The sequence below is a fragment of the Pseudoalteromonas sp. Z1A2 genome (assembly GCF_011378755.1).
GTDB lineage: Bacteria > Pseudomonadota > Gammaproteobacteria > Enterobacterales > Alteromonadaceae > Pseudoalteromonas > Pseudoalteromonas distincta.
In genome coordinates, this window is the sequence record NZ_WTKX01000006.1 from 1 (window position 1) to 22,144 (window position 22,144).

The window sequence follows — 22,144 nt, forward strand, 5'->3', positions numbered from 1 at the left end:
AAACATAAACTTGGCTCCCCCTCCCCGACTCGAACGGGGGACCTGCGGATTAACAGTCCGTCGCTCTAACCAACTGAGCTAAGGGGGAAGCGTCTTGCCTTTCAACGGGGCGAAATATTAATGATGGAGCCGCAAAGTGTCAACATATAAAAGTCATAAATTGAAAAAAGAGGTTTATTCGTTGTTTTTGTGTTCGATCTGCGTGATTTATAGCTCTATTAAAGCTGTTTTTTTAAGAATTTAAGAATACTAATGCGAGTTTTATTATTGTTGAGTCTTTAAATTGGTTAAATTAAACACGCCATTAAAGCCACTTGTAATTAAAAAACAACTCAAAAACATAAAATTTCATTTTTTACTTTGGGGTATTCTTCGTATTTATTTACTTTTTTATTTTAATTTTCTAAAAATATACCTGCACGAATAGTCATAAAAGTATTTTTCCCTCTTAATAGTGATCCAATTTTGATCTATAAATTGAGCATTTATTATCTTCGCTCAAAAATAGAACAATCAATAACTTAACTTTGTATTAAACGTTTTTTATTTACTAACGTATAACTATGTTAAGAAGAAAAATCGGCAAGCTTGCGTTTTCAGTGTGAGTTTATAAAAATGCCACAATTAGCAAATCAACAATTGGTTGGACCTCAGCGAAAATTGCGAGTCTCTCAAGGCCTTTATAAATGCGGCTTTGAATGAGTTATCCACGGTTTCTGTGGATAACTCTGTTTATGAAACTTTAAGAACATCATCGGCACCAATGTTTTAGGGTGCTACAACGATTTCAAGCTTTTAAATCACTATTTTTTATTCATTGTAAAACAGTAGGTTATGTTTTGGTGGCTAATAGATGTAACTCCATGAATGAATTTTTTCGTAACGATAAACCAAGTAGTTGCTTTGTGTAAAAAAGCATCAGATAACACAGGGTGTTTGTAATAAAAGTTATAAAAATGTGTTTTAATTGTTTTTTGGCGTGTTTAGGCTCTATTTTAACAAAAAGATGTAAAAATCAAGTTTTACTATTTTTTAGAATATTTACTTCCGTAATTACATCAATTGTAGTGATAAATCCGTGGCTTGAACTGCCTTGATGCTTTAAAATGATTCGTTCAGTAAAAAGAGGCCTATTTATTTCATGCGCGCAATTTCAAAATCTCAGACTCGCCCAGATTTACTAAACGATCCTATCTTGCCTACATTAAAGACGATGACCATACCGATGATATTCGGCATGATCACACTAATGATGTTCAATATTGTAGACACCTTTTTTATAAGCTTACTTGGCACCGAACCACTAGCTGCCGTGAGCTTTACATTTCCGGTTACTTTTACCGTTATCAGCTTAGCAATAGGGCTGGGGATCGGTACATCAGCAGTAATAGCGAAAGCGCTCGGCAGTAATAAAATTGATGAAGCACGTTTTGATGCCAGTATTTCTTTAATGGTTGGTGTGGTTCTGGTTATTGTGTTGTCATCTGTTGGATATTTACTGATTGACCCCATATTTACTTTGCTAGGAGCGGGCGCGCAAGTATTGCCGTTAATACACGAATACATGAATGTATGGTTTATCGGTAGCGTATTTTTAATAACCCCAATGATTGGTAATTCGGTACTGCGTGCCAGCGGTGATACCAAAACGCCAAGTATAGTAATGGGCGGAGCCGGGCTAATAAACGCCGTACTTGACCCAATACTTATATTTGGCTTTGGGCCGGTACCCGCGTTAGGAATTCAAGGCGCTGCCATAGCAAGTGTTGTTGCATGGTCGGTCGCTGTGGTTATTATTTTATATATATTAGCGGTTAAAAAACGTTTGTTGAGTCTCAAAGCGGGCAAGCAAACTGTAACTGGCGCTATTCGTAAAATATTAAAAATTGGTTTACCTGCTGCAGGTGCAAACATGCTTACACCCGTTGCAATGGCCGTAATGACCGCCTTAGTAGCGCATCATGGGCCAGAAGCCGTGGCCGCATTTGGAGTAGGAAGCCGGATAGAATCTATTGCAAGTATATTAGTGCTTGCGCTATCGATGACATTACCGCCATTTGTGAGTCAAAACTTTGGGGCTGGCAAATTATGCCGTGTTAAAGAAGCGTATACCGGCACACTAAAATTTGTGATGGTATGGCAATTTGCCATTTACGTATTACTAATTGCATTTTCAGGTGTTATAAGCCAATTATTTGGTAAAGAACAAGCCGTAATAGATGTAATTAAGCTCTTTATTTATACCATCCCACTAAGCTATGGCTTACAAGGGGTGATCATATTATCAAACTCATCGTTTAATGCTTTACACAAACCAATGAACGCATTGGTACTAAGCGTTATTCGTTTATTCATATTTTATGTACCATTTGCTTATATCGGCAACGAAATAGCCGGATTATTAGGGTTATTTATAGGCGCTGCCATAGGTAATTTATTTACAGCAATAGTGGCATATAAATGGTTTATGAAAAAACTAGAAGCGCTGAGCGGCGAATCGTTACAGGAGTGCAATAATTGAGCGACCATTTTCAGTTAAAATCACATTTCAAACCAGCAGGCGATCAGCCTACCGCCATTAAACAGCTATGCGAAGGGTTAGAAGCGGGGCTTGCACACCAAACGTTATTAGGTGCCACCGGTACAGGTAAAACCTTTACTATGGCCAATATTATTAGCGATTTAAATCGTCCAACAATAATAATGGCGCACAATAAAACATTGGCTGCGCAGCTATACGGCGAGATGAAAGAGTTTTTTCCTAAAAACGCGGTTGAATACTTTGTATCGTATTACGATTACTACCAGCCAGAAGCCTATGTTGTATCTAGCGACACATTTATTGAAAAAGATGCTTCGATAAATGAGCACATAGAGCAAATGCGTTTAAGTGCGACCAAAGCATTGCTTGAGCGTCGCGACACCATTATTGTGGCATCGGTATCGGCTATTTATGGTTTGGGTGACCCTAAATCGTACATGAAAATGATGCTGCTTTTAAAAGTGGGCGAAAAAGTAGATCAACGCGACATGCTACGCCGCCTTGCTGAAATACAATATACCCGCAATGATATAGATTTTAGCCGAGGTACATACCGTGTACGTGGCGAAGTAGTTGACATATTCCCAGCAGAATCAGACACATTTGCTGTACGAGTAGAAATGTTTGATGATGAAATAGAACGCTTAAGTATTTTTGACCCGCTTACCGGTGCAATTGAAAAGCACATAGTGCGCGCTACTATTTATCCTAAAACGCACTATGTTACCCCGCGTGAAAAAATACTTGGCGCTATCGAAAAAATAAAAGAAGAACTAAAAGAGCGACGCGCCCAGTTACTCAGTGCAAACAAGTTAGTAGAAGAGCAACGTGTAGCACAGCGAACGCAATACGATATAGAAATGATGACCGAGCTAGGTTATTGCTCGGGTATAGAAAACTACAGCCGTTATTTATCGGGGCGTACGCCAGGCGATCCGCCGCCAACATTGCTTGATTACCTACCTGATGACGCATTAATGATTATTGATGAATCGCATGTAACCGTATCGCAAATTGGCGCAATGTATAAAGGCGACAGAAGCCGTAAAGAAAACCTTGTTGAGTATGGTTTTAGAATGCCCTCAGCAATGGATAATAGGCCACTGCGCTTTGAAGAATTTGAAGCCATAGCACCACAAACTATTTATGTATCGGCAACGCCTGGCGACTTTGAGTTAGAACGCTGCGCGGGCGAAATTGCAGAGCAAGTAATTCGCCCAACAGGGCTGCTCGACCCACTTATAGAAGTACGTCCTGTGGGCGATCAAGTTGATGATTTACTCTCAGAAATATACAAAAGTGTGGAGAAGGGCGAACGCGTACTGGTAACTACACTTACTAAACGTATGTCTGAGGATTTAACAGATTACCTAAGCGAGCATAATGTAAAAGTACGTTACTTACATTCAGACATTGATACCGTTGAGCGCGTAGAAATAATTCGTGACTTACGAGCTGGCGTGTTTGATGTGTTAGTGGGCATTAACTTACTGCGAGAGGGCCTTGATATGCCAGAGGTGGCACTTGTTGCCATACTTGATGCTGACAAAGAGGGTTTTTTACGCTCGGCTCGCTCGCTGATACAAACTATTGGCCGTGCTGCGCGTCACTTAGATGGCCGCGCTATTTTATATGGCGACAGAATTACAAAATCAATGGCAAAAGCCATGGACGAAACAGCACGCAGGCGCGAAATTCAGCATGCATACAACGTTGAGCACGGCATAGAGCCTCATGCTCTGGCTAAAAAAATACTTGATGTAATGGATGTAGGCGAAGAAGCGGCCCCTAAAGACAACCTTAAACTTATTCGTAAAGAGTCTAAAAAGGTTCTTAGTGCGAAAGAAATTGCCGTGCAAATTAAGCAGCTTGAAACCAAAATGCATGCATACGCAAGCGACCTAGAATTTGAAAAAGCGGGCTCTGTTCGCGATGAAATACATGAACTACAACAACAGTTGATTAATTAAAAATGACAGCAAACTTTACACCTCTTATTACTGCGCTTGAAGACGCGCCAATTTTAAAAAATGAACTGTGTCGTGTTTTTCATGGCCGAGGCCACAGCGTCGAAGCATTAAGCCATATTAATTTAGACTTTTACCCGCCCAGTTTATTTTTGGTTTCGTACGACGAAATTGACGAGCAAACACTAAGCGAGCTCACCAATGTTGTGTGGCAGTGGGCACAAGAAAAACAGCCTGAGCTTATTACGTCACTTGTGTACCAGCAACGTGCTGGCGTACAAAGCCAAAACACCGTGGTTTATGGGCAATTACCTAACCCACATGTTGTAACCGAAAATGGCATTCGTTTTTTGGTTGATTTACAGAGCCGTCAAAATACCGGAATATTTCCTGATATGCGTAGCGGCCGTGAATTTGTAATGGCTAACAGCAAGCATGGCAAAGTGCTTAATTTGTTTTCGTATACATGTGGGTTTTCGCTTGCCGCCATGCAAGGCGGTGCAGATCATGTGATGAACATGGATATGAGCAAAGGTGTACTTAAAGTCGGCAAGCAAAACCATCAACTAAACGGTTTTGAGCGCGGGGTAAGTTTTTTACCTCACGATATTTTAAAGTCGTTTGGAAAGCTAAAAAAAGCAGCCCCGTTTGATTTAATAATAGTTGATCCGCCAAGCTTTCAAAAAGGCAGCTTTATATTAACTAAAGATTATCAAAAAGTGCTGCGCAGGTTGCCAGAGCTACTTTGCGACAGCACACAATTATTATTGTGCGCTAATAGTCCAGAGCTTAGCGAAGATGCGTTTAAAGCATTAATAAACGAGCACACCCAAGGCGCAATTGAATTTGTTGAGCGTCTAGCCCCCACCGAGCGTTTTATTGAAGTAGACAACGACAAAAGTTTAAAAGCGCTTGTCTATAAAACGTCACAAATACCTGATTAAATGAAGCTCAGTAAACGCCTAACTGCCATTGATAGATTAATTTCGCAGCATCACGATATTATTTGGGATTGTTGCTGCGACCATGGTTATTTAGGCATGGCGCTATTAAAACGCGCAGCTGCAAACCAGGTTATTTTTGTAGATATAGTCGCCACTTTAATGAACGACTTAGAAGCGCAATTATCATCTATTAATAAATTACAAAAAACCTGTGATAAAAATCCGCAGTGGCAGGTCTTATGTCAGGATGTAGGCAAAATTGAAATTGCTCAAAGTAAAAGCCAAGTAGTTGTAATAGCGGGTGTTGGTGGTGAGCTGTTGTTAAGTTTAGTACAACAAATTATTGCTAATAACGCAGTGGAACATTTAAATAATGTTCGGTTTATTTTATGCCCAGTGCATCACACTTATAAGTTGCGAGTGGGTTTAAAACAACTCGGTTTAGGGCTTATAAGTGAACAAATAGTTTACGACAACAAACGTTTTTATGAAGTGATTGAAGTGAGCTTTAATACTAATAATGAAATTAGCCATACAGGCAACAAAATGTGGGACCTTGCTAGTACAGAGCACACTATGTACCAACGACAACTCATAAATCATTATAATAAAATGCTCAATAAAGATAAGCCATACTATCAAAAAGTTATAACAGACTATCAAGAACTCACCGATAGTTAAAAAAGCCCAAAAGTAGGGCGTACATGTGATCTAATTACGACATTGACGACGTAATGTGTTCATAGTTTATATCGCACAACGCGAGTTTATTTGGTTTATTTATGTCAGATAACAAGAGTCACATTAATCATTTGCTTAGCAATGAGCAAAAATGGCAACACAGTTACGAGCAACCTATTTCTTATGCACCCCTTGTGCAATTAGCTAATAGCAGTTGGGTGGTGCCACAGCATTTTTTACGATACAAGCACACGCTTCAAAGCGTAAACGAAGTACTTGAGAGTATTGAGTTTTCGGCTCACTTTAGAGTGCTCGCTGCACAAAAAGGTGAAGAAATCTATCTGCAAGTAGCAGTGCTGAGCCCTGATAACTACCAAAAAAGCGCATCTACTAACGAAGCCAAGGCCAAAAAACTATTATTTGGCAGACGCTGGATTGTAGAGGAAAACTTACCTACTTCAGAACTTATTCAAACCGCATTTTTAGCGTTAAAAGTAGCGCGTGAACATGAAGTAAGAGAGCTTTTTCAGTTAATGCAAAGCAGCGCAACAAGCACGCCATTTAATAACCATCACGATTTACCTGTAATGGCGCAAAACCCTGAACTTGTTAAAAGCGAAACGGTTACAAGTAACGTTGATGAAGTGCTTAAACGTATTGTATTTGCAGGAAAAAGTATTGAGCTTAAAAGTCAGCAGCAAGTAGCCGAGCAACATTTATATACTGTTGAGCTGTTGTGTGAGGATTGCCAGCTTAGCGAGTTTAATAAAAAAACAATCGCGTTTTTAACAGCAGACTCATCCGCTAATAGCTTTTTACACGCCTTAATTGCAGCATTGGTGGCCACAAGTAATGACTATGTAAACGAGCAATTTAAGTACAAAGGTTTTGCCCGCTTTAGTAAGCACGTTGCAGTTGAACAAATAGGTAACTTAAGTATCGCTATGCGCTCGCCAAGCACCGTAGGGCTTTGCTCTATGGGTAAGCAACATGCTAATCAGTTAAACTTTGAGATAGACAGTGGGCGAGCACCACAGGGCTGCGGGCAAGCTATTGGTGGGTTTTTAGCTGCTCACGGCATTGAGCAGCCAGAAAATGCGCATTTATATCCAAATTACCTATAACAACTTAAAGTTTATTAATTTCATCTTTAACGTTAAAGCTTGAATCAGTAACAATAGCCTCAAGTGTTTGTACACGCTCTTTTAATGCAAGCACTTGCGCGTTTGTTTCAGCTAATTGTTTATTGGCATCGCTGTTGTTGTTTTGCATTTTATGCTTAAACTCAAGATGCTTTTTATACATATCGTAAACTACTCCTGAGCCAACCGAAATTAGCACAATAAGTACAATCATCGTAGTTCCAGACATAACCTCATTCCTTCTCATTTTATTATTCGTTTATGGCTAAAGTATAACCTTTAAGCGCTTTTGATAAAGCTGACAATTGTAACTTAATTTGTATACTTTATTTAATACCAATCTGCTTATATACGGGGTCTATTTAACGTTAAGAAAATTACGCTAGAACTAGGCAAAAGTTTTTGTATCTAGTGTTCTAAATAAAAAATTTTTAACGACGTTATAGTGCAATTTAATTCGTTAAATTGATCAAAGATTTATGCAGGTTGGTATAAGTTCAGCTTTGAGCGTGTTCATCATTTATACACTTTAGATATTGTTTAATAGCTACATAGCCACCATATAATAAACATAATTAGTCAATACAGTGAGTTGCCATGTTAAATAATAAAATTCCACCGGTTATCGTTGTGCTGTTTTTTGCAGGCATAATGGCGCTTATTGCGCATTACAGTGTTATTGATTTCACCGCTTTTATTACCTACCTAGCAGCAAGTTTGGTCATTATTGGGTGTGTTTTTTGTATTGCAGGTGTGGCGAGCTTTAAAATAGCAAACACCACAGTAAATCCTAATAAACCTGAGCAAGCGTCAAAACTTATTACGGGCGGCATTTATAAAATTTCGCGTAACCCAATGTACGTAGGTTTTGCATTTATTTTAGCAGGGTGGGGTGTTTGGTTAAGTTCCTTGTGGGCGCTTTTATGTATTATCGGGTTTATTGCGTATTTAACGTTTTTTCAAATAATACCCGAGGAGCGTGCGCTCACTAAATTATTTGGTGAAGAGTTTACCGCCTATAAAGCGCGCGTAAAACGCTGGCTTTAATCAATACCATTGACTTAAAACCTGACAAACAAAAAAGGCTATCGATGATAGCCTTTTTTTGTTTGCAGCAATTGTATTACTAATTAATTGCGGCTTATTCGTATTCTAACGGGTCTGTAATGTTATTTAGTGCAAATGCTTCAAGGCGTTCTTGGCACGCGCCACATTTACCACAGGCCTTTTCACGGCCGTTATAACAGGTCCACGTTTGGCTGTAATCTAAACCCATTTCAATACCGTCGGTCAAAATACCAATTTTAGTATTATTTAAATACGGGCTAAAAATTTCTACCGCGTCGTAGTTCGCAATACGACACACATCATCCATTTTTTGCACAAATTCAGGACGGCAATCAGGGTAAATAGCATGATCCCCAGAGTGAGCGCCGTAATAAACTTGGCTAGCTTTAAGTGATACCGCGTAACCAACAGCAAGCGAGAGCAAAATCATATTACGATTAGGTACAATCGTACTTTTCATGCTTTCTTCTTCGTAATGGCCTTCAGGTACGTCAATATCATCAGTAAGTGATGAGCCACCAATAAGTTGGTTAATCGCCGAAATATCAACAATTTTATGTGGAACGTTTAATTTTTCACACACACTTGCCGCTACTTTAAGCTCTTTTACATGACGCTGACCATAGTCAAATGAAAGGGCATATACATCATGGCCTTGTTGCAGGGCTTTATTTAATACGGTAAATGAGTCCATACCGCCGGAATAAATAACAACTACTTTTTGCGTCATATCTGTTTTGCTCTTAGTTTTAATAGAGGTTTATATCAGGGCGCGATATACTACACGGCCGCAGCTTAAATAACAATTTTTGCACAGCGCTTTTTGGTTTTTTAATAGTAGCAATTTGGCTGCTAGGTAGTAAGTGAGATCTCTTTTGTACAAAATTAATGAAGTGTTTGAAACCATTCAAGGTGAAGCTAGCTTTACTGGCACACCCTCAATATTTTTACGTCTGCAAGGCTGCCCAGTAGGTTGCTCTTGGTGCGACACTAAGCAAACGTGGGATGTTGATAATGTATATAAAGTATCGCTGGATGAAACCGTAGAAAAAAAAGCCGACTCAGATCATTGGGCTAACGCCAGTACAGAGCAAATTTTAGCGTTGTTTCAATCGCGTGGGTATACCGCAAAGCATGTTGTAATTACCGGCGGCGAGCCATGCATGTTTGATTTAAATCCAGTATGTAACTTATTACACGAACACGGTTTTAGCACACAAATAGAAACCAGCGGCACGTTTGAAATACTCGCCCCAGAGCAAACATGGGTAACGGTATCGCCAAAAATCAATATGCGCGGCGGTTACGAAGTACTTACCAGCGCGATGAAGCGTGCCAACGAAATTAAACACCCCGTTGCCATGCAAAAGCATGTAGAAGAGTTAGAAGAATTATTTGCAAAAACAGGCGTTAACCCAAAGCTTGTTTATTTGCAGCCAATTAGCCAAAAAGTATCAGCAACCAAATTAGCAATCGACACCTGTATTGCCAAAAACTGGCGCTTATCAATACAAGTACATAAGTATTTAGGAATTAGTTAAAGCCAGCTTAAAGTTATATTACGTATGTTGGGTAGAGCGAAGCTAAACCCAACAAACCTCTACTTCCGCACAATTTTCTAATAACGTTTTATAATATTTAAATACGTAGGTCGGATAAGCGAAGCACCACCCGACAACCCTAAAGCTCATATCTTCTTCGCTAATAGCCATAACTAGTTTACTATGCGCGACTTAAAAATATTCTACTACTTACCACTAGGCTTATATGTCCGCAAATGCGCTTTACACCGACCTTTCTGATTACTACGACTTAATGTGTGCAGATATTAATTATCAAGCCCAAAGCAATTCTATTCACAGGCTGCACCAAATTTTTGGTAATGGCGCAAACACCCATCTCGATTTAGCATGTGGCACCGGCCCGCATGTACGCCACTTTATTGATAACGGTTATAAAAGTAGTGGGCTTGATTTTAACCAGCCAATGCTCGATAAAGCAAAAGTTCGCTGCCCAGAAGCGCAATTTTCGTTGCAAAACATGAGTGAATTTAAGGTCACTGAGCACTTGGATTTAATTACCTGCTTTTTGTATTCACTGCATTACTGCGACGGAATTGATAAGTTAAAAGAGTGCCTTGCTAGCGTGCACAATGCATTAAATGTAGGTGGGATATTTTGCTTTAACACGGTTGATAAAAACAAAATCGACAGCGATTCATTTGTAGAGCACACCGCAACAAGCGAAAATAGCTTCTTCACATTTCGATCTGGCTGGCACTACGGTGGCACTGGCAGCAAACAATTATTAAAACTCAGCATAGAAAAAACCACCGCAGATAAAACACTCGTATGGCACGACGAGCACCCAATGGTGGCTTTTAGTTATACCGAGCTTAAAGAAGCCTTAAAACCGTACTTTGAAATCCACATATTTGAACATGACTACGACAAAATAACCCCATGGGCAGAGCGCTCAGGCAACGCCATTTTTGTCTGCGTAAAAATTTAAGATAAACACTCATCAAGAAGAGATAAAAGTTTGGGTAGAGCGCAGCGAAACCCAACGAACCTCCAATATCCACGCCCCTAATAACCCCGCATTATATATTTGAAAACGTAGGTCGGATAAGCGAAGCGCCATCCGACACAGTAAATTATTTGAATTTCTGTGCATATCAATACCTTATTTTTGATATAAAAGTTCATCTTTATAGCGTTACCCTTAATAAAAAATAGGGGGAGCAACGTTATTACCAACTATAACAAATTGACTTTATGAAAGATTTTCTACTTGATATCACAATTAAGATACTACATCATCAAGGTGGGTATTTTAGTTTTCTATTTAAAGGGACATATGAATGAATCTATTGCACTACCTAAAAAATGAAAAAGCCATATCGACAATTATAATTATTGGCGCAATTGTCGTATTTAGTGCATTTCCATTATTTTTTTGGAATGAGATTTCACTGAGTACTTCACGAAAAATTAATGCTGAGAAGTTCGGACAGTTTGGTGACTTTATAGGTGGCTTTATAGGGTCAATTTGGGCACTCGCTGGAGTGTTCCTATTTTATAAAGCCCTTGTAGAGCAAAGAGTTGATTTAGATAATAATCGTCAAGCATTAACACTTCAAGTTGCAGCGCTAGAGCAGCAAATTGAAGAGTTCAAATTGAATAGAAATGAGCAAAAGCTTAGTAGAAGAGTTTATGAAGAACAAAGCAAAACAGCAATGACACAACAATTTGAATCAAGCTTTTATTCATTATTAAACCTTTACTTAAATATAAAAAATAACTTAAATGTCATTAAACCAAGTTATTTTAAAAGCCTAGTTGATGAAGTACTTAACCACAGCGAAACTTATGATGCAAACCCGCTATTGCATAGGAAAAATCTTGTTAACTCGTTTATCGAAGTATATGACAAAAAAAGCGAGGAGCTATCGAGATATTTTAGATCTTTTTATAGGCTAATCATAATAATTGATGATTCACCTAACCTTACAGATAAAGAAAAATTTTATTATGCAAAGATTTTAAGGGCTCAATTATCTGATAATGAGCTCATAATTTTATCCTATAATTCATATACGTTTTTTGGTAAAAAAGTACAGTCCTTTATTTTAAAATATAACTTGCTAAAGCACCTGCCTATCCTACAGTTGCCCTCCTTAGCTAATTTTAAACCACAATGTGATGATGGCTCTTTGATTAATTTAGTTGATCTATTGAGTGCATTTTTAAGGAAAAATTTACCAAGATATTATGATGTTACTAATGATAAACCTAAAATAGAAGAAGATTTTGATGAGTTAAAAGTGATATTTGGTATCTACTTTGATGATGATATAAGCATAAAGCTGTACTTTCAAAATGAAATTGAGAATGGATTAAGCAATATTGATATCGGAGAGTTTATTTACTTATTTTCACATGAAATTTTAATTTTCCAAACATATCTGTTAGATAGAGAAATTACTATAGAAAAATCAAAAATAGAGTTTGAAGAAAAAATAGCATTTTGTATAACCATAAAGACAGATGAATTGATCAACCTTAATGAGGATGAATTTTAAATGGAAAAAACAACTAAAGCGGATCAATTCAGAGATGTTTTTCAGAGTTCATTAAAAATAACTTCTAGAAGCCTTTCTGTTAAAACTCTTTTAAGCGAAAGAAACCTGAAAAGAATAAATTATACTCCATACTACCAAAGGAATTACGTATGGGATAATCAAAAGCAATCATTTTTTATTGAAAGTGTCATTTTGGGTACTGAAGTTCCTCCACTAATTTTTTTCAAAGCTGGTTCAAAGGTCGAGGTCATTGATGGAAGGCAACGTTTTGAAACATTAAAGAAATTTAAAGAAAATGATTTTAATTTATCAAGTAAGGGACTCACAGACTTAATAGACTTGAGTAGAAATTCCTTCAATAAATTACCAGAGTTTTATCAAAGAACCTTTTTAGATTCTAATATTCGTGTGTTTGAATTTGAAGTTATTAATCATCCTACTTTAAACGAAGATATTATTGATAAAGTTAAGAAAGAAATATTTAGAAGGTATAATACTGGTATAACTCCATTGTCTCGAGATGAGTTAGATAACGCTAAGTATGATACAGATAGGTTTTCAGAATTGTTTAAAGATAGAATGAAAAGTGATGATTCATTTTTCATTTCATTTAATCAATGTTTTTTCCCAAAAATAGATTTAGATAAGGTTTATAAGGCTGATACTATTTCTCAAAACTTAGATACAATCAGAAAGTATCGAGTTTTTGATCAATTCCCGATAGCTAAATATGCAGGTTCAAGTGAGCGCACTTCAATAATCGATATTTTATACGATTTCACTAATAATAATTCGGAGGATATTGAAAAAGAATATAATGACTTTTATATTGTTATTAATGAAGTTTTAGATATTCATAATTCACCTTGGATGAAAAGTTACCGTGGTAATAAGTATATTTTTGAAACTTTATTATGGGCTCTTTCTATATTTTATAATGAAAATATTTCTTATAAAGTTGAACCTGATAAGTTTGCCAACTATCTAAAGAAAAATATTGATTACTATTCTACCGATAATGCTCATTATTATGGAAACACTATCTCGAGACATGAGGCAACTGCCCGTTATTTAGAGCAAGATGTTGAATTCGATTTCAGACCCTATATTCGCTCGAACACTTTCAGTAAAGATTTTAAAAATAAGAAACAAACTGCAGAAGAGACGGCCAAATCATTAGATGATCTGTCTAACTTAAGATTACATAAGCCGAACCCTACTTCTGTTGATATTGACGAGATTAGAGAGGATATTAAATCTTCAAACTATATTTTGCGTCCTTCCTATCAAAGGCAAGAGAAAATAAGTTTGTTAAAGTCTTCATCTATAATTGAAAGCATACTTTTAGGAATCAACTTACCTCCAATTTTTGTTTTTAAAAGGATCGATGGTGTCAAAGAGGTTGTCGATGGACAACAAAGGCTACTTTCAATAATTGGTTTCTTAGGCGAAAGTTATAAAAATGAATCAAATAAAGTCGTGTATTCAAAAAATAACAGTTTTAAGCTAAAAGGGCTTAAAGTCTTAGAAGGCTTAGAAGGTAAGAGGTATACCGATTTAGATGTTTTCCAGCAAGATAAAATACTTGACTTTGTTCTAGATGTAATTGTGATCGACGAGCTACAAAATGATAGCTTTGATCCTATAGATTTATTTATTAGGCTGAACTACAAACCTTACCCAATTAAACCAAATTCTTTTGAAATGTGGAATTCAATTGTAGCTCCGGATGTTATTCAAGAGATTAAAAACATTAGAAATAGCAACCTTTCTAATTGGTTTTTCTTTAGAGAAATAAAAGAGGGCAAGCCAGATAGAATGCTTAATGAAGAGCTTATTATTACACTTGCTTACATGCACTACAAAGGTGATCCTAAGGAAGTTATAGGTTTTTTTCCTAGGCAAAAAACTATTACTTGCCGCGTTAAAGATAAAAAAGGGTTTAGTGATTTTCTATTTGATTTAGATAGCACGGCTATTGAAAAACAAACATTTTTGAAAAGTATTAAAAAAACTAATGATTTAATTTGCTTACTTAATGATTTATTTGGTGGTAATACGACTAAAGATTTATTTACTGATTTCTTGAATATTAATAATAATAAATCTTTCAGGAGAACTCTTCAGGATTTTTATGTTACTTGGCTCATCTTGGTTAATGCATCTAGAGATAAAGTTTTAGCTAATAGAGAAGATTTTATTTTTGATATTAGACAATTATTAATGAAAAGGTTAAATCCCCACAATGTCCTGATTGATGAAAAGTACGTTAGTGAATTTCTAGAAATGGTGGAGGTTGCGCAGAAAAAATATTAATGTTTAGTAAAATTAAATTGACTAAACCCAAATATTTAATAACTAGCATAAAAAAAGCGTTGCCCTTGAGCAACGCTTTTCTGTATTTGTCTAATAGCTGGTAGCTAACTTACTCAGCCACAAACTTATTCTGCAGCTAACTTATTCTGCTGCGAGATAATCCAACACTACTTGATGGTGATCTTTAGTTTTAAACTTATCAAATAGGTGTTTAATTTTACCGTCTTGGCCTACTAAAAACGTCAAACGGTGAATACCATCGTACTCTTTTCCCATAAACTTTTTGTAGCCCCATACACCAAATGCTTCAGCAATGGCGTGGTCTTCATCGGCTAATAAATCAAAATTAAGCTCTTTTTTAGTTTCAAAGTTTTTAAGGCGCTTAATTGGATCTGGGCTAATACCTACAACGCGTGTGTTAAATTTAGCAAGCTGTGCTTGCTCATCGCGTAGGTTTTCGGCTTGTACAGTACAACCCGGCGTTGACGCTTTAGGGTAAAAGTACACAAGCACTTGTTGCTCTTTTAACAGCTCGCTTAATGTTACTGTTTCGTCGTTTTGGTTTTGTAGGCTAAAAGCGGGTGCAGTATCGCCAGCTTGTAATGGACTAATTGTGTTCATGTTTAGCATCCTTAACGAATTCGTTTAAAAATATAATCTACGTTTAGTGTGTGAGAAAGGCTCTCAAAACTAATTTTAAATTGATCTATATCTACATCAACAGGTATGTTGAATTCAAGTTCACAACGCATCTTTATGTTGTCTTCTTGGGAATAAGTGTCTGACTTAAGTGAGCAAATACTAATATTATTGTCGGCAAAAAAGCGCGTTACTTTGCTCAATGTACCAGGGGTGTCTATGCCTGTGTATTCTAGTGTGTAACCTGCACAAAACTCGCTAGGAGTATGACTTGCTGTACGCTTCATCATGGTTAGCAGGCCAAGTTCCATGGCTTTAGTGGGCAGTACGTGCTCTATGCGGCTTATTGCCGACATGTCGCCGCTAAGTAGCATTATGAAGGTAAATTCGCAGCCTAAAATAGCAATTCGGCTGTCAATAATGTTGCAGTGGCAATCGCTAACCAGTTGGGTTAGTTCACTTACTATACCGGGTCTGTCTTCGCCAATCGCTGTTAAAACAATTTGATGATTTGAAAATGCAGTCATGAGTTCAAATACCTTGTTACTTGGATTATATCAACCGAGTTGGCAACACCAAAAATACACACGAGAAGTTGCACGGCGGCGAAGTTTAACACAAAAAGGGCTCTAAACTACAGCACACGCTAATTAAGCGCTTTTAAAGTGCGGTGTTTCTTGTTTTTACTGGCACGGGAAAGTACCATAGCTAAAATTTGCTTATTTGCGCTTAGTTGCTTACTAAGTTGAAGTGCTGAACTTTATTGCATTTAGGCAGCCAAATAATAAATGTAAAGTTAATATTGATTTTACACTGAACCAAATCGGTATTACCCACTCATATATTTGTTAAAACAATTAAAGGGTATGCTAAGGAGAAATATCTGTGCAGTATTGGATCCCAAAAGCACTTGCAGTAAGTGTATTGGTAAGTTTATCAGGGTGTAGTGTATTTATTAATAAGGCACATGACGAACGTAACTATCGTACGCATGAGCCTGTAAAAGCACCAGCGTCGTTATCTCAACCAGCTCAAGACCCAGTTTATAAAATGGATGTAGGTCAATACGACAATAATCCTGAAGCTACAAATTACCGCCCACCGGCACAAGTATTAACAATTGCGAAAGGCAGTTGGGTAGAAGAGACAGATAAACAAGCGCGTATTTATTTTGATAAAAATGATGGCATTGCTGATTTAGATGAGTTTCTTTGGGATACGATTAAATCTGTCCTAGCTGATAATAATGCAGGAACTACTAAAGAAGATAAGCTACTTGGTATTATTGAAACTGATTGGTACTCAATCATTAAAACCGAAGAAGGTTTTTGGTGGTGGGGCGATGAAGTTAACGATGATTTAGAAAAGTTTAGATTCACTATTGAAGAAAAATCACATCAACGCACTGCGTCTTTACGTGTAGAGCTGATTGATTTTAAAGGTGATAAAACGCTAACAGACTTACTCAAGCAGCAGCTAGAAGTACGTGCGCTTAACCAAGTAGTGAGCGAGTTTGATTATCGTTACCGTCAACTTGAAGTTGATATGCGTAAACGCCAAGGTATTATTTCTCTTGAAATGGGCTTTGATAATAAAGGTAATGCAGCACTTGTAACTGAGCAATCTTACGAAGCTGTGTTTGACCGTTTCTCTGGGTTTTTAGAGCGCTTGTCGTTCTCTATTGTTGAAATTAACCCAGATACGGGCTTAATTACTGCAGATTATACTAAACCAGAAACAAGCGTTTGGGATTCAATTTGGGGTGATGACGTAGCTCAACTACCTATTGATGAAGGCCAATACCAAATTTTAGTAAGCAAAACTAAAGAAGGCGGTACTAGCTTAACGTGGATGGATGATAAAGGCGAAACGCTTGAGCCAGGTACTATGAATGGTTTACAACAAGCATTAGAAGCAGCACTCATTCAGCGCGGCATTAAAATTTAAATAATAATAAGTTTTACCACAAAAAGAGCGCTATGCTCTTTTTGTGGTTTTTATAGGTTAAACAATATGTCTCAGCTACCTGAACGTTCACACTATACGTGGCGCACTTGGTTTACTTTTTTGGTTCCTTCGTTAATTGGTGTGTTTTTATTTATGACACCCATTAGTACTTCGCAAGGGATGACTATTCCTATTGCCGTTATGGCAAAAGCGGTTCAAGCAATGATGCTTGGCTCTGCTCAAGCAATTATTACCCTCATTATTTGTATTACAGGGGTTATTTCTGTAATTACTAAAGTGTTTAAACCCGCCGCTATATGTAATTCACCTTTGTTAAAGCATTTATTTGATGTGAGCTGGACATGGCTGGTGGTACGCTTATTTGGTATGGCGTTTGGTTTAATGACGTACTTAAGCCTAGGCAGCGAGATGATTACCTCGGCCAATACTGGCGCGCTGGTATTAAATGATTTATTGCCTGTGTTGTTTTCGGTATTTATTTTAGCGGGCTTATTACTGCCGCTATTAATTAACTTTGGCCTATTAGAGCTTGCTGGTACGTTAATGACCAAAGTAATGCGCCCTGTATTTGGTGTACCAGGTAGAAGCGCGGTTGACTGTACTGCATCGTGGTTAGGTGATGGCAGTGTGGGTATTTTGATGACTGCAAGGCAGTACGATCAAAAGCATTATACACAACGCGAAGCGGCTATTATTGGTACTACGTTTTCAGCGGTTTCAATTACATTTAGTTTAGTGGTGCTTGGGCAAGTTAAACTTGAATACCTATTTGCACCGTTTTACGCAACGGTATGTTTAGCCGGTATTGTTGCCGCTATTATTGTGCCGCGATTACCGCCACTGCGCTTTAAAAAAGACTTACTGATTGATGGTACTGAGCCAGATAGAGACGCTGAAACAATTCCGGGTCATAAAACTTTATTTGGCCATTCGTTAGATGTTGCATTAGCAAAAGCTGATAACTCAACGGGTGTTAAAGGCACTATAAAAGAGGGCGTACATAACGCGCTTGATATGGTATTTGGTGTGTTACCTGTAGTTATGGCGGTAGGCACATTTGCACTGATAATTGCTGAGCATACGCCTATATTTCAGTATTTAGGTATGCCGTTTGTGCCATTTTTAGAGCTATTGCAAGTACCCGAAGCAGCCGCAGCGTCGCAAACTATTATGGTAGGCTTTGCTGATATGTTTATTCCGTCAATATTAGCAGCAGGGACTATTGAAAGTGATGTAACGCGCTTTATTATTGCCGCAATGAGTGTAACTCAGCTTATTTATATGTCTGAGGTAGGTGCACTTTTACTTGGCAGTAAAATACCGGTAAATATTTTAGAGCTATTTATTATATTTATTTTGCGAACGCTAATTACTTTACCTGTTATTGCGCTAATGGCGCATTGGCTAGTAGGCTAAATTAGCAAAAATATGATTTAGCGAATTGGTATTATTGAAAAAGCCCTGATTTATCAGGGCTTTTTTGTGTCTGTTGTATTTTTTATATTGGCGTTGGGCTTTATAAACTCCTGTTTTGCAGAGAGTCTAATCAGCGCAATATTACCAATGATAATGGCAAAAACAACAGCGACAATAATTACAATATGCCAAGTTTGCATCGCAGTATCACCTAATTTTTAGTACGTTTAAGTGTGACCGCTTTGCCCTATAACAGCAATTAATTTACTCCAAAAATACAATCAATAACGTTAAAAACGTCTCGCTACCGAAAGCGTTAAAAAGTTAAGCCCAGGGTTTGGCTCTTTAAAGCCTGCGTTTGAATAGTGAATAACGCGAAGGGCAACATTGGTGTGGCCAAAATCGGCTACAAGCCCTATGCGGTCTTCAAATTGGTAGTGAGTACTTATGTTTTTACCGGCAAACTGCGTTTCATCAATCAGTGATATACCAATACCTGCTTCTACATAAAATGGGGTGTTGTTAAAACTAAAGGCAGGAAATTGCAGCACAGGTGACATAGCAAATACTAGGTTTGATTGTGTTTCATCGCCGTGGCGGTATTCCCACATGTTTACGCTGGTTTCAAAGTAAAAGCGTGCATCACCAATAAGGTTTTGCATACCAGGTGCATGATACTGATACGCAAGCTTAACGCCGTTTACGTTACCTTCGCCTTTGAGGAAGTCAACGGCATAACCGTGGTCCGATTGAGCAAAAGCAAGCTTGCCAAAAAGTGAAACTACTAATACAAAAGAGATAATAAGTGTTTTAAGTGACGTTTTCATAGGTGCCAAATGTTCGTTTGATTTAAGTTGATAACTAAATGATAAGGGCGGCCTGTTAACAATTACAATGAGGACAAAATACCGGTTGTATATGAGCTGTTAATGGAGTTTTCTAACTGCTTGAATTTATTTTATTTATTCTATTGGTGCTAATTGGGCATTAATAAGTTGCTTATTTGTGCCTTTTTTATTGCGTATAGTTCGCGTAAATTACAGCCATCTTAATCACACAGACATATACAATTATGAAACTCTTTAAACTATTCGTTTTAGCTACTGCTTTTTTTAGCAGTTCGTTATTTGCACAAGCTCAGCAATCACCAGATCAGTTACTTGAATCGGTAGCCGACAAGCTTTTTGCAGATATTGGCCAAGTAAACTCAAAAGGTACAGCCAGCAAAGACGCGATGGCTGCCATTGTTGAAAAACGTTTAATGCCACATATTGACGTTAAGTTTGTGTCGTTTAAATTATTAGGTAAACACATTAAAGGTATTGAGCGCGAGCAAGCTGTTCAATTTATAGATGCAGTAGAGCATTACTTAACAGGCACATACGCCGGTGCACTAATGAAGTACACGGGTCAAAAAGTAGTATTTGAGCGTAATAACGCAAAAAGTGACTCTGAGTACGCAACAGTTAATACGCAAATTATTGAGCCAAATGCGCCTACTATCGACTTAAGCTTTAAGCTTCGTTTAGGTAAAAACAATGAGTGGAAAGTATACGATATTGTTGCTGAAGGCATTTCACTATTAAGTGCTAAACAAAAAGAGATTATTCAACGCATTTCTGATGTGGGTTTAGAGCAAGTTATTAGTGAGTTAAAAAGTAAATAGACTATTTGTCTGGCTCTGATTAAGCCCAACTCCAACCTCAAAAACGGCCAATTACTTATGTACTTGGCCGTTTTTATATTTTTGCTAAGGACAATACCAATCCACAGTAATACTTAATCATTTAGAACAACTAAATAATGAAATTTTTGCCTTGCTATCACACGGTTTTCTACCTCAAAATAAATCACTTAATTAAGCGAATTGTTATAATCCTAAAGGATTGTTGTTATTGCGTAATTTTGCGCTAGCAGCAAAACAAAGGTGTGCTAGAATATCGGCACTTTGATTAAGCGTGGTGTCAGCTTAAAACTGATATAACTTACCACCCCCAAGCCACACTGGAGTTGTGTTGTTTTAATGGAAAATGTACTGATTTGGCCAAAGGAATACCCATTACTTATTAAAGGACTGGTAGAACAAAACGGTGCCTTTATTTTAGATGCTTTGGAAGCTTGGCCTGCTTGTCGTTCTACAAATGAAGACGATGGTGTATGCACCACCGTGCTGCCACCTATTTATTATTTGGCATGGCTAACCCCGCTGGAGCCATTTGAAGAATGTTACTTTCAACATATCTCTGAATATGACGAAGACGCACAAGCGTATATTAGTGCGGTTAAAAGCCATTACTACGATAATGAATACACCCCTGAAAGCTTAGTGCTTATGCTGTGCCAGCGCCTTGAAAAATACGCAAGCGTGGCTGCACAAAATACAATAGATACGCCACTGTCTTTAGTCGATTTATTTTTTAGTAAACGCTACTTCACCTTAATTGAGCATGCGTTAAATAATAAAAGTAAACTCTCGGCAAAGGACACATTAGCGCTTTGGAAAGAAGTTGATTTTAGAGAGCGCCTAAGTGCGTTTATTCCAGAGTCTATTGCTGATTTAGATACTCTCTCTGAACTTGCCAGCGAAAAAGTAGCTGCGGGTAAAGACTATTTTACGCTGCTTACGCAGGTTTCTCCTGATGTTGACTCTGTTGTACTGCTAGAAAAAGCTTTGCTTACTCATTTACGTAAAAAAACAGCTAAGCAAACAATGGCTATGCGTTTTATTGAACAAGGCGCTACTGGTGTACTTGCTGATGAAAACAATAAAACAGCCTTTATGTGGGCCGCCGAAAAAGGCTTTGTAAATGTGGTTGAAACGCTACTGGCAAAGCAAGACAAAAAAGCGACAGATAACTTAGGTAATACTGCGCTTCATTATGCTGTGTTTGCTAAAAATGAGTCGTTAATGGTGCTGCTTATTAAAGCGGGCTATAACTTTAGAGCACGTAATAAAGAAGGTTTAAGCTGTTACCGTTTAGCGGTGAGTATTAAAGCTAATAACTTAGTTAAATGTTTAGAGCGTGACTTTGGTATTAAAGAACTTTCGCCAGAAGGGCAGTTCGATCGCATTAAAAAAGTGCATGTGCTACATGCTATTGTGACTATATTGCTGCCTTTACAGTTGTTTTTCTTTTTTGATGAAACCCTCTCAATTAAAAGTGAGCTGACGCTGGGTTTAACTATGACTGCAGTGATTTGTTTTTTCTTTGCGACCACTTTAAAACGCTGTGCGCTATATCCACATATTAAACACCCTTGGGGTTTATTTGTGCTTAGGGGCTTTTCGTTTATTAGCTTAATTGCTCAAATAGGGTTGGCGAGTATTGTGGTGCTAGCTGCCTTGAGCGATTTAGTTTAGCTAGCTAGTTTTAAAC

At 37.6% G+C, this 22,144-nt stretch carries 20 protein-coding genes and 1 tRNA gene; 14 read left to right on the top strand and 7 right to left on the bottom strand.

What is annotated here, in order from left to right; genetic code table 11:
* Window positions 1-11: 11 nt before the first annotated feature.
* A tRNA-Asn gene (locus GQR47_RS06255) sits at window positions 12-88 on the bottom strand.
* 1,053 nt (window positions 89-1,141) lie between these two features.
* Here GQR47_RS06255 and GQR47_RS06260 point away from each other — a divergent pair.
* From GQR47_RS06260 to GQR47_RS06280, 5 genes are all read left to right on the top strand, one after another.
* The gene (locus tag GQR47_RS06260) at window positions 1,142-2,521 is read left to right on the top strand and encodes an MATE family efflux transporter (protein WP_138489356.1); all 1,380 of its coding nucleotides are present in this window, start codon (window positions 1,142-1,144) and stop codon (window positions 2,519-2,521) included.
* Complete coding sequence (gene uvrB, locus GQR47_RS06265; protein ID WP_039487290.1) at window positions 2,518-4,512, top strand: excinuclease ABC subunit UvrB; 1,995 nt, start codon at window positions 2,518-2,520, stop codon at window positions 4,510-4,512. Before GQR47_RS06260 ends, uvrB begins: the two co-directional genes overlap by 4 nt.
* A gap of 2 nt (window positions 4,513-4,514) precedes the next feature.
* Window positions 4,515-5,453, top strand: a complete 939-nt coding sequence (locus tag GQR47_RS06270; RefSeq protein WP_024596452.1) for a class I SAM-dependent methyltransferase — start codon at window positions 4,515-4,517, stop codon at window positions 5,451-5,453.
* Complete coding sequence (locus GQR47_RS06275) at window positions 5,454-6,134, top strand: tRNA (adenine(22)-N(1))-methyltransferase TrmK (protein ID WP_024596451.1); 681 nt, start codon at window positions 5,454-5,456, stop codon at window positions 6,132-6,134. It begins immediately after the preceding gene.
* Between the two features lie 101 nt (window positions 6,135-6,235).
* Complete coding sequence (locus tag GQR47_RS06280) at window positions 6,236-7,258, top strand: hypothetical protein (protein ID WP_024596450.1); 1,023 nt, start codon at window positions 6,236-6,238, stop codon at window positions 7,256-7,258.
* A 4-nt stretch (window positions 7,259-7,262) separates the two neighbouring features.
* Here the strand turns inward: GQR47_RS06280 and GQR47_RS06285 are convergent, their stop codons facing one another.
* A complete protein-coding gene (locus GQR47_RS06285) occupies window positions 7,263-7,505 on the bottom strand; it encodes a hypothetical protein (RefSeq protein WP_024596449.1) in 243 nt (80 codons plus the stop codon).
* A 368-nt stretch (window positions 7,506-7,873) separates the two neighbouring features.
* On the opposite strand from GQR47_RS06285, the gene GQR47_RS06290 reads away from it, so the two are divergent.
* Window positions 7,874-8,323, top strand: a complete 450-nt coding sequence (locus GQR47_RS06290; protein WP_024596448.1) for an isoprenylcysteine carboxylmethyltransferase family protein — start codon at window positions 7,874-7,876, stop codon at window positions 8,321-8,323.
* A gap of 94 nt (window positions 8,324-8,417) precedes the next feature.
* On the opposite strand, the gene queC is transcribed toward GQR47_RS06290, so the two are convergent.
* Entirely contained in the window at window positions 8,418-9,074 is a 657-nt protein-coding gene (queC, locus tag GQR47_RS06295) for a 7-cyano-7-deazaguanine synthase QueC (protein ID WP_002960416.1), read from the bottom strand.
* Window positions 9,075-9,219: 145 nt separating this feature from the next.
* Between queC and queE the strand changes: the two genes are divergently transcribed.
* From queE to GQR47_RS06315, 4 genes are all read left to right on the top strand, one after another.
* A complete protein-coding gene (gene queE, locus GQR47_RS06300) occupies window positions 9,220-9,885 on the top strand; it encodes a 7-carboxy-7-deazaguanine synthase QueE (protein WP_024596447.1) in 666 nt (221 codons plus the stop codon).
* Window positions 9,886-10,111: 226 nt separating this feature from the next.
* On the top strand, window positions 10,112-10,855 hold the full coding sequence (locus GQR47_RS06305) for a class I SAM-dependent methyltransferase (RefSeq protein ID WP_024596446.1): 744 nt from the start codon (window positions 10,112-10,114) through the stop codon (window positions 10,853-10,855).
* A 352-nt stretch (window positions 10,856-11,207) separates the two neighbouring features.
* On the top strand, window positions 11,208-12,428 hold the full coding sequence (locus tag GQR47_RS06310; protein ID WP_024596445.1) for a putative phage abortive infection protein: 1,221 nt from the start codon (window positions 11,208-11,210) through the stop codon (window positions 12,426-12,428).
* Window positions 12,429-14,744 (top strand): DUF262 domain-containing protein, encoded by a 2,316-nt coding sequence (locus GQR47_RS06315; RefSeq protein WP_024596444.1) that lies wholly within the window; start codon window positions 12,429-12,431, stop codon window positions 14,742-14,744.
* A gap of 141 nt (window positions 14,745-14,885) precedes the next feature.
* On the opposite strand, the gene bcp is transcribed toward GQR47_RS06315, so the two are convergent.
* The gene (bcp, locus tag GQR47_RS06320; RefSeq protein WP_002963124.1) at window positions 14,886-15,365 is read right to left on the bottom strand and encodes a thioredoxin-dependent thiol peroxidase; all 480 of its coding nucleotides are present in this window, start codon (window positions 15,363-15,365) and stop codon (window positions 14,886-14,888) included.
* 11 nt (window positions 15,366-15,376) lie between these two features.
* Window positions 15,377-15,910 carry an ACT domain-containing protein gene (locus GQR47_RS06325; protein ID WP_007583906.1) on the bottom strand — a complete coding sequence of 178 codons (534 nt, stop codon included), beginning with the start codon at window positions 15,908-15,910 and terminating at the stop codon, window positions 15,377-15,379.
* Window positions 15,911-16,268: 358 nt separating this feature from the next.
* Between GQR47_RS06325 and bamC the strand changes: the two genes are divergently transcribed.
* Window positions 16,269-17,330: an outer membrane protein assembly factor BamC gene (bamC, locus tag GQR47_RS06330; protein WP_024596443.1), complete on the top strand. Its 1,062-nt coding sequence runs from the start codon at window positions 16,269-16,271 to the stop codon at window positions 17,328-17,330.
* A 66-nt stretch (window positions 17,331-17,396) separates the two neighbouring features.
* Window positions 17,397-18,767 carry a YjiH family protein gene (locus GQR47_RS06335; protein WP_138489349.1) on the top strand — a complete coding sequence of 457 codons (1,371 nt, stop codon included), beginning with the start codon at window positions 17,397-17,399 and terminating at the stop codon, window positions 18,765-18,767.
* Window positions 18,768-18,820: 53 nt separating this feature from the next.
* On the opposite strand, the gene GQR47_RS06340 is transcribed toward GQR47_RS06335, so the two are convergent.
* Window positions 18,821-18,967, bottom strand: coding sequence for a DUF2897 family protein (locus GQR47_RS06340; protein ID WP_076914920.1), 147 nt, complete (start codon window positions 18,965-18,967; stop codon window positions 18,821-18,823).
* Between the two features lie 90 nt (window positions 18,968-19,057).
* Window positions 19,058-19,594: an acyloxyacyl hydrolase gene (locus GQR47_RS06345; protein ID WP_024595676.1), complete on the bottom strand. Its 537-nt coding sequence runs from the start codon at window positions 19,592-19,594 to the stop codon at window positions 19,058-19,060.
* A gap of 245 nt (window positions 19,595-19,839) precedes the next feature.
* Here GQR47_RS06345 and GQR47_RS06350 point away from each other — a divergent pair, with 245 nt between their 5' ends.
* Complete coding sequence (locus GQR47_RS06350; RefSeq protein ID WP_024595677.1) at window positions 19,840-20,433, top strand: ABC transporter substrate-binding protein; 594 nt, start codon at window positions 19,840-19,842, stop codon at window positions 20,431-20,433.
* A gap of 357 nt (window positions 20,434-20,790) precedes the next feature.
* Window positions 20,791-22,128: an ankyrin repeat domain-containing protein gene (locus tag GQR47_RS06355; protein WP_024595678.1), complete on the top strand. Its 1,338-nt coding sequence runs from the start codon at window positions 20,791-20,793 to the stop codon at window positions 22,126-22,128.
* Window positions 22,129-22,144 lie beyond the last annotated feature (16 nt).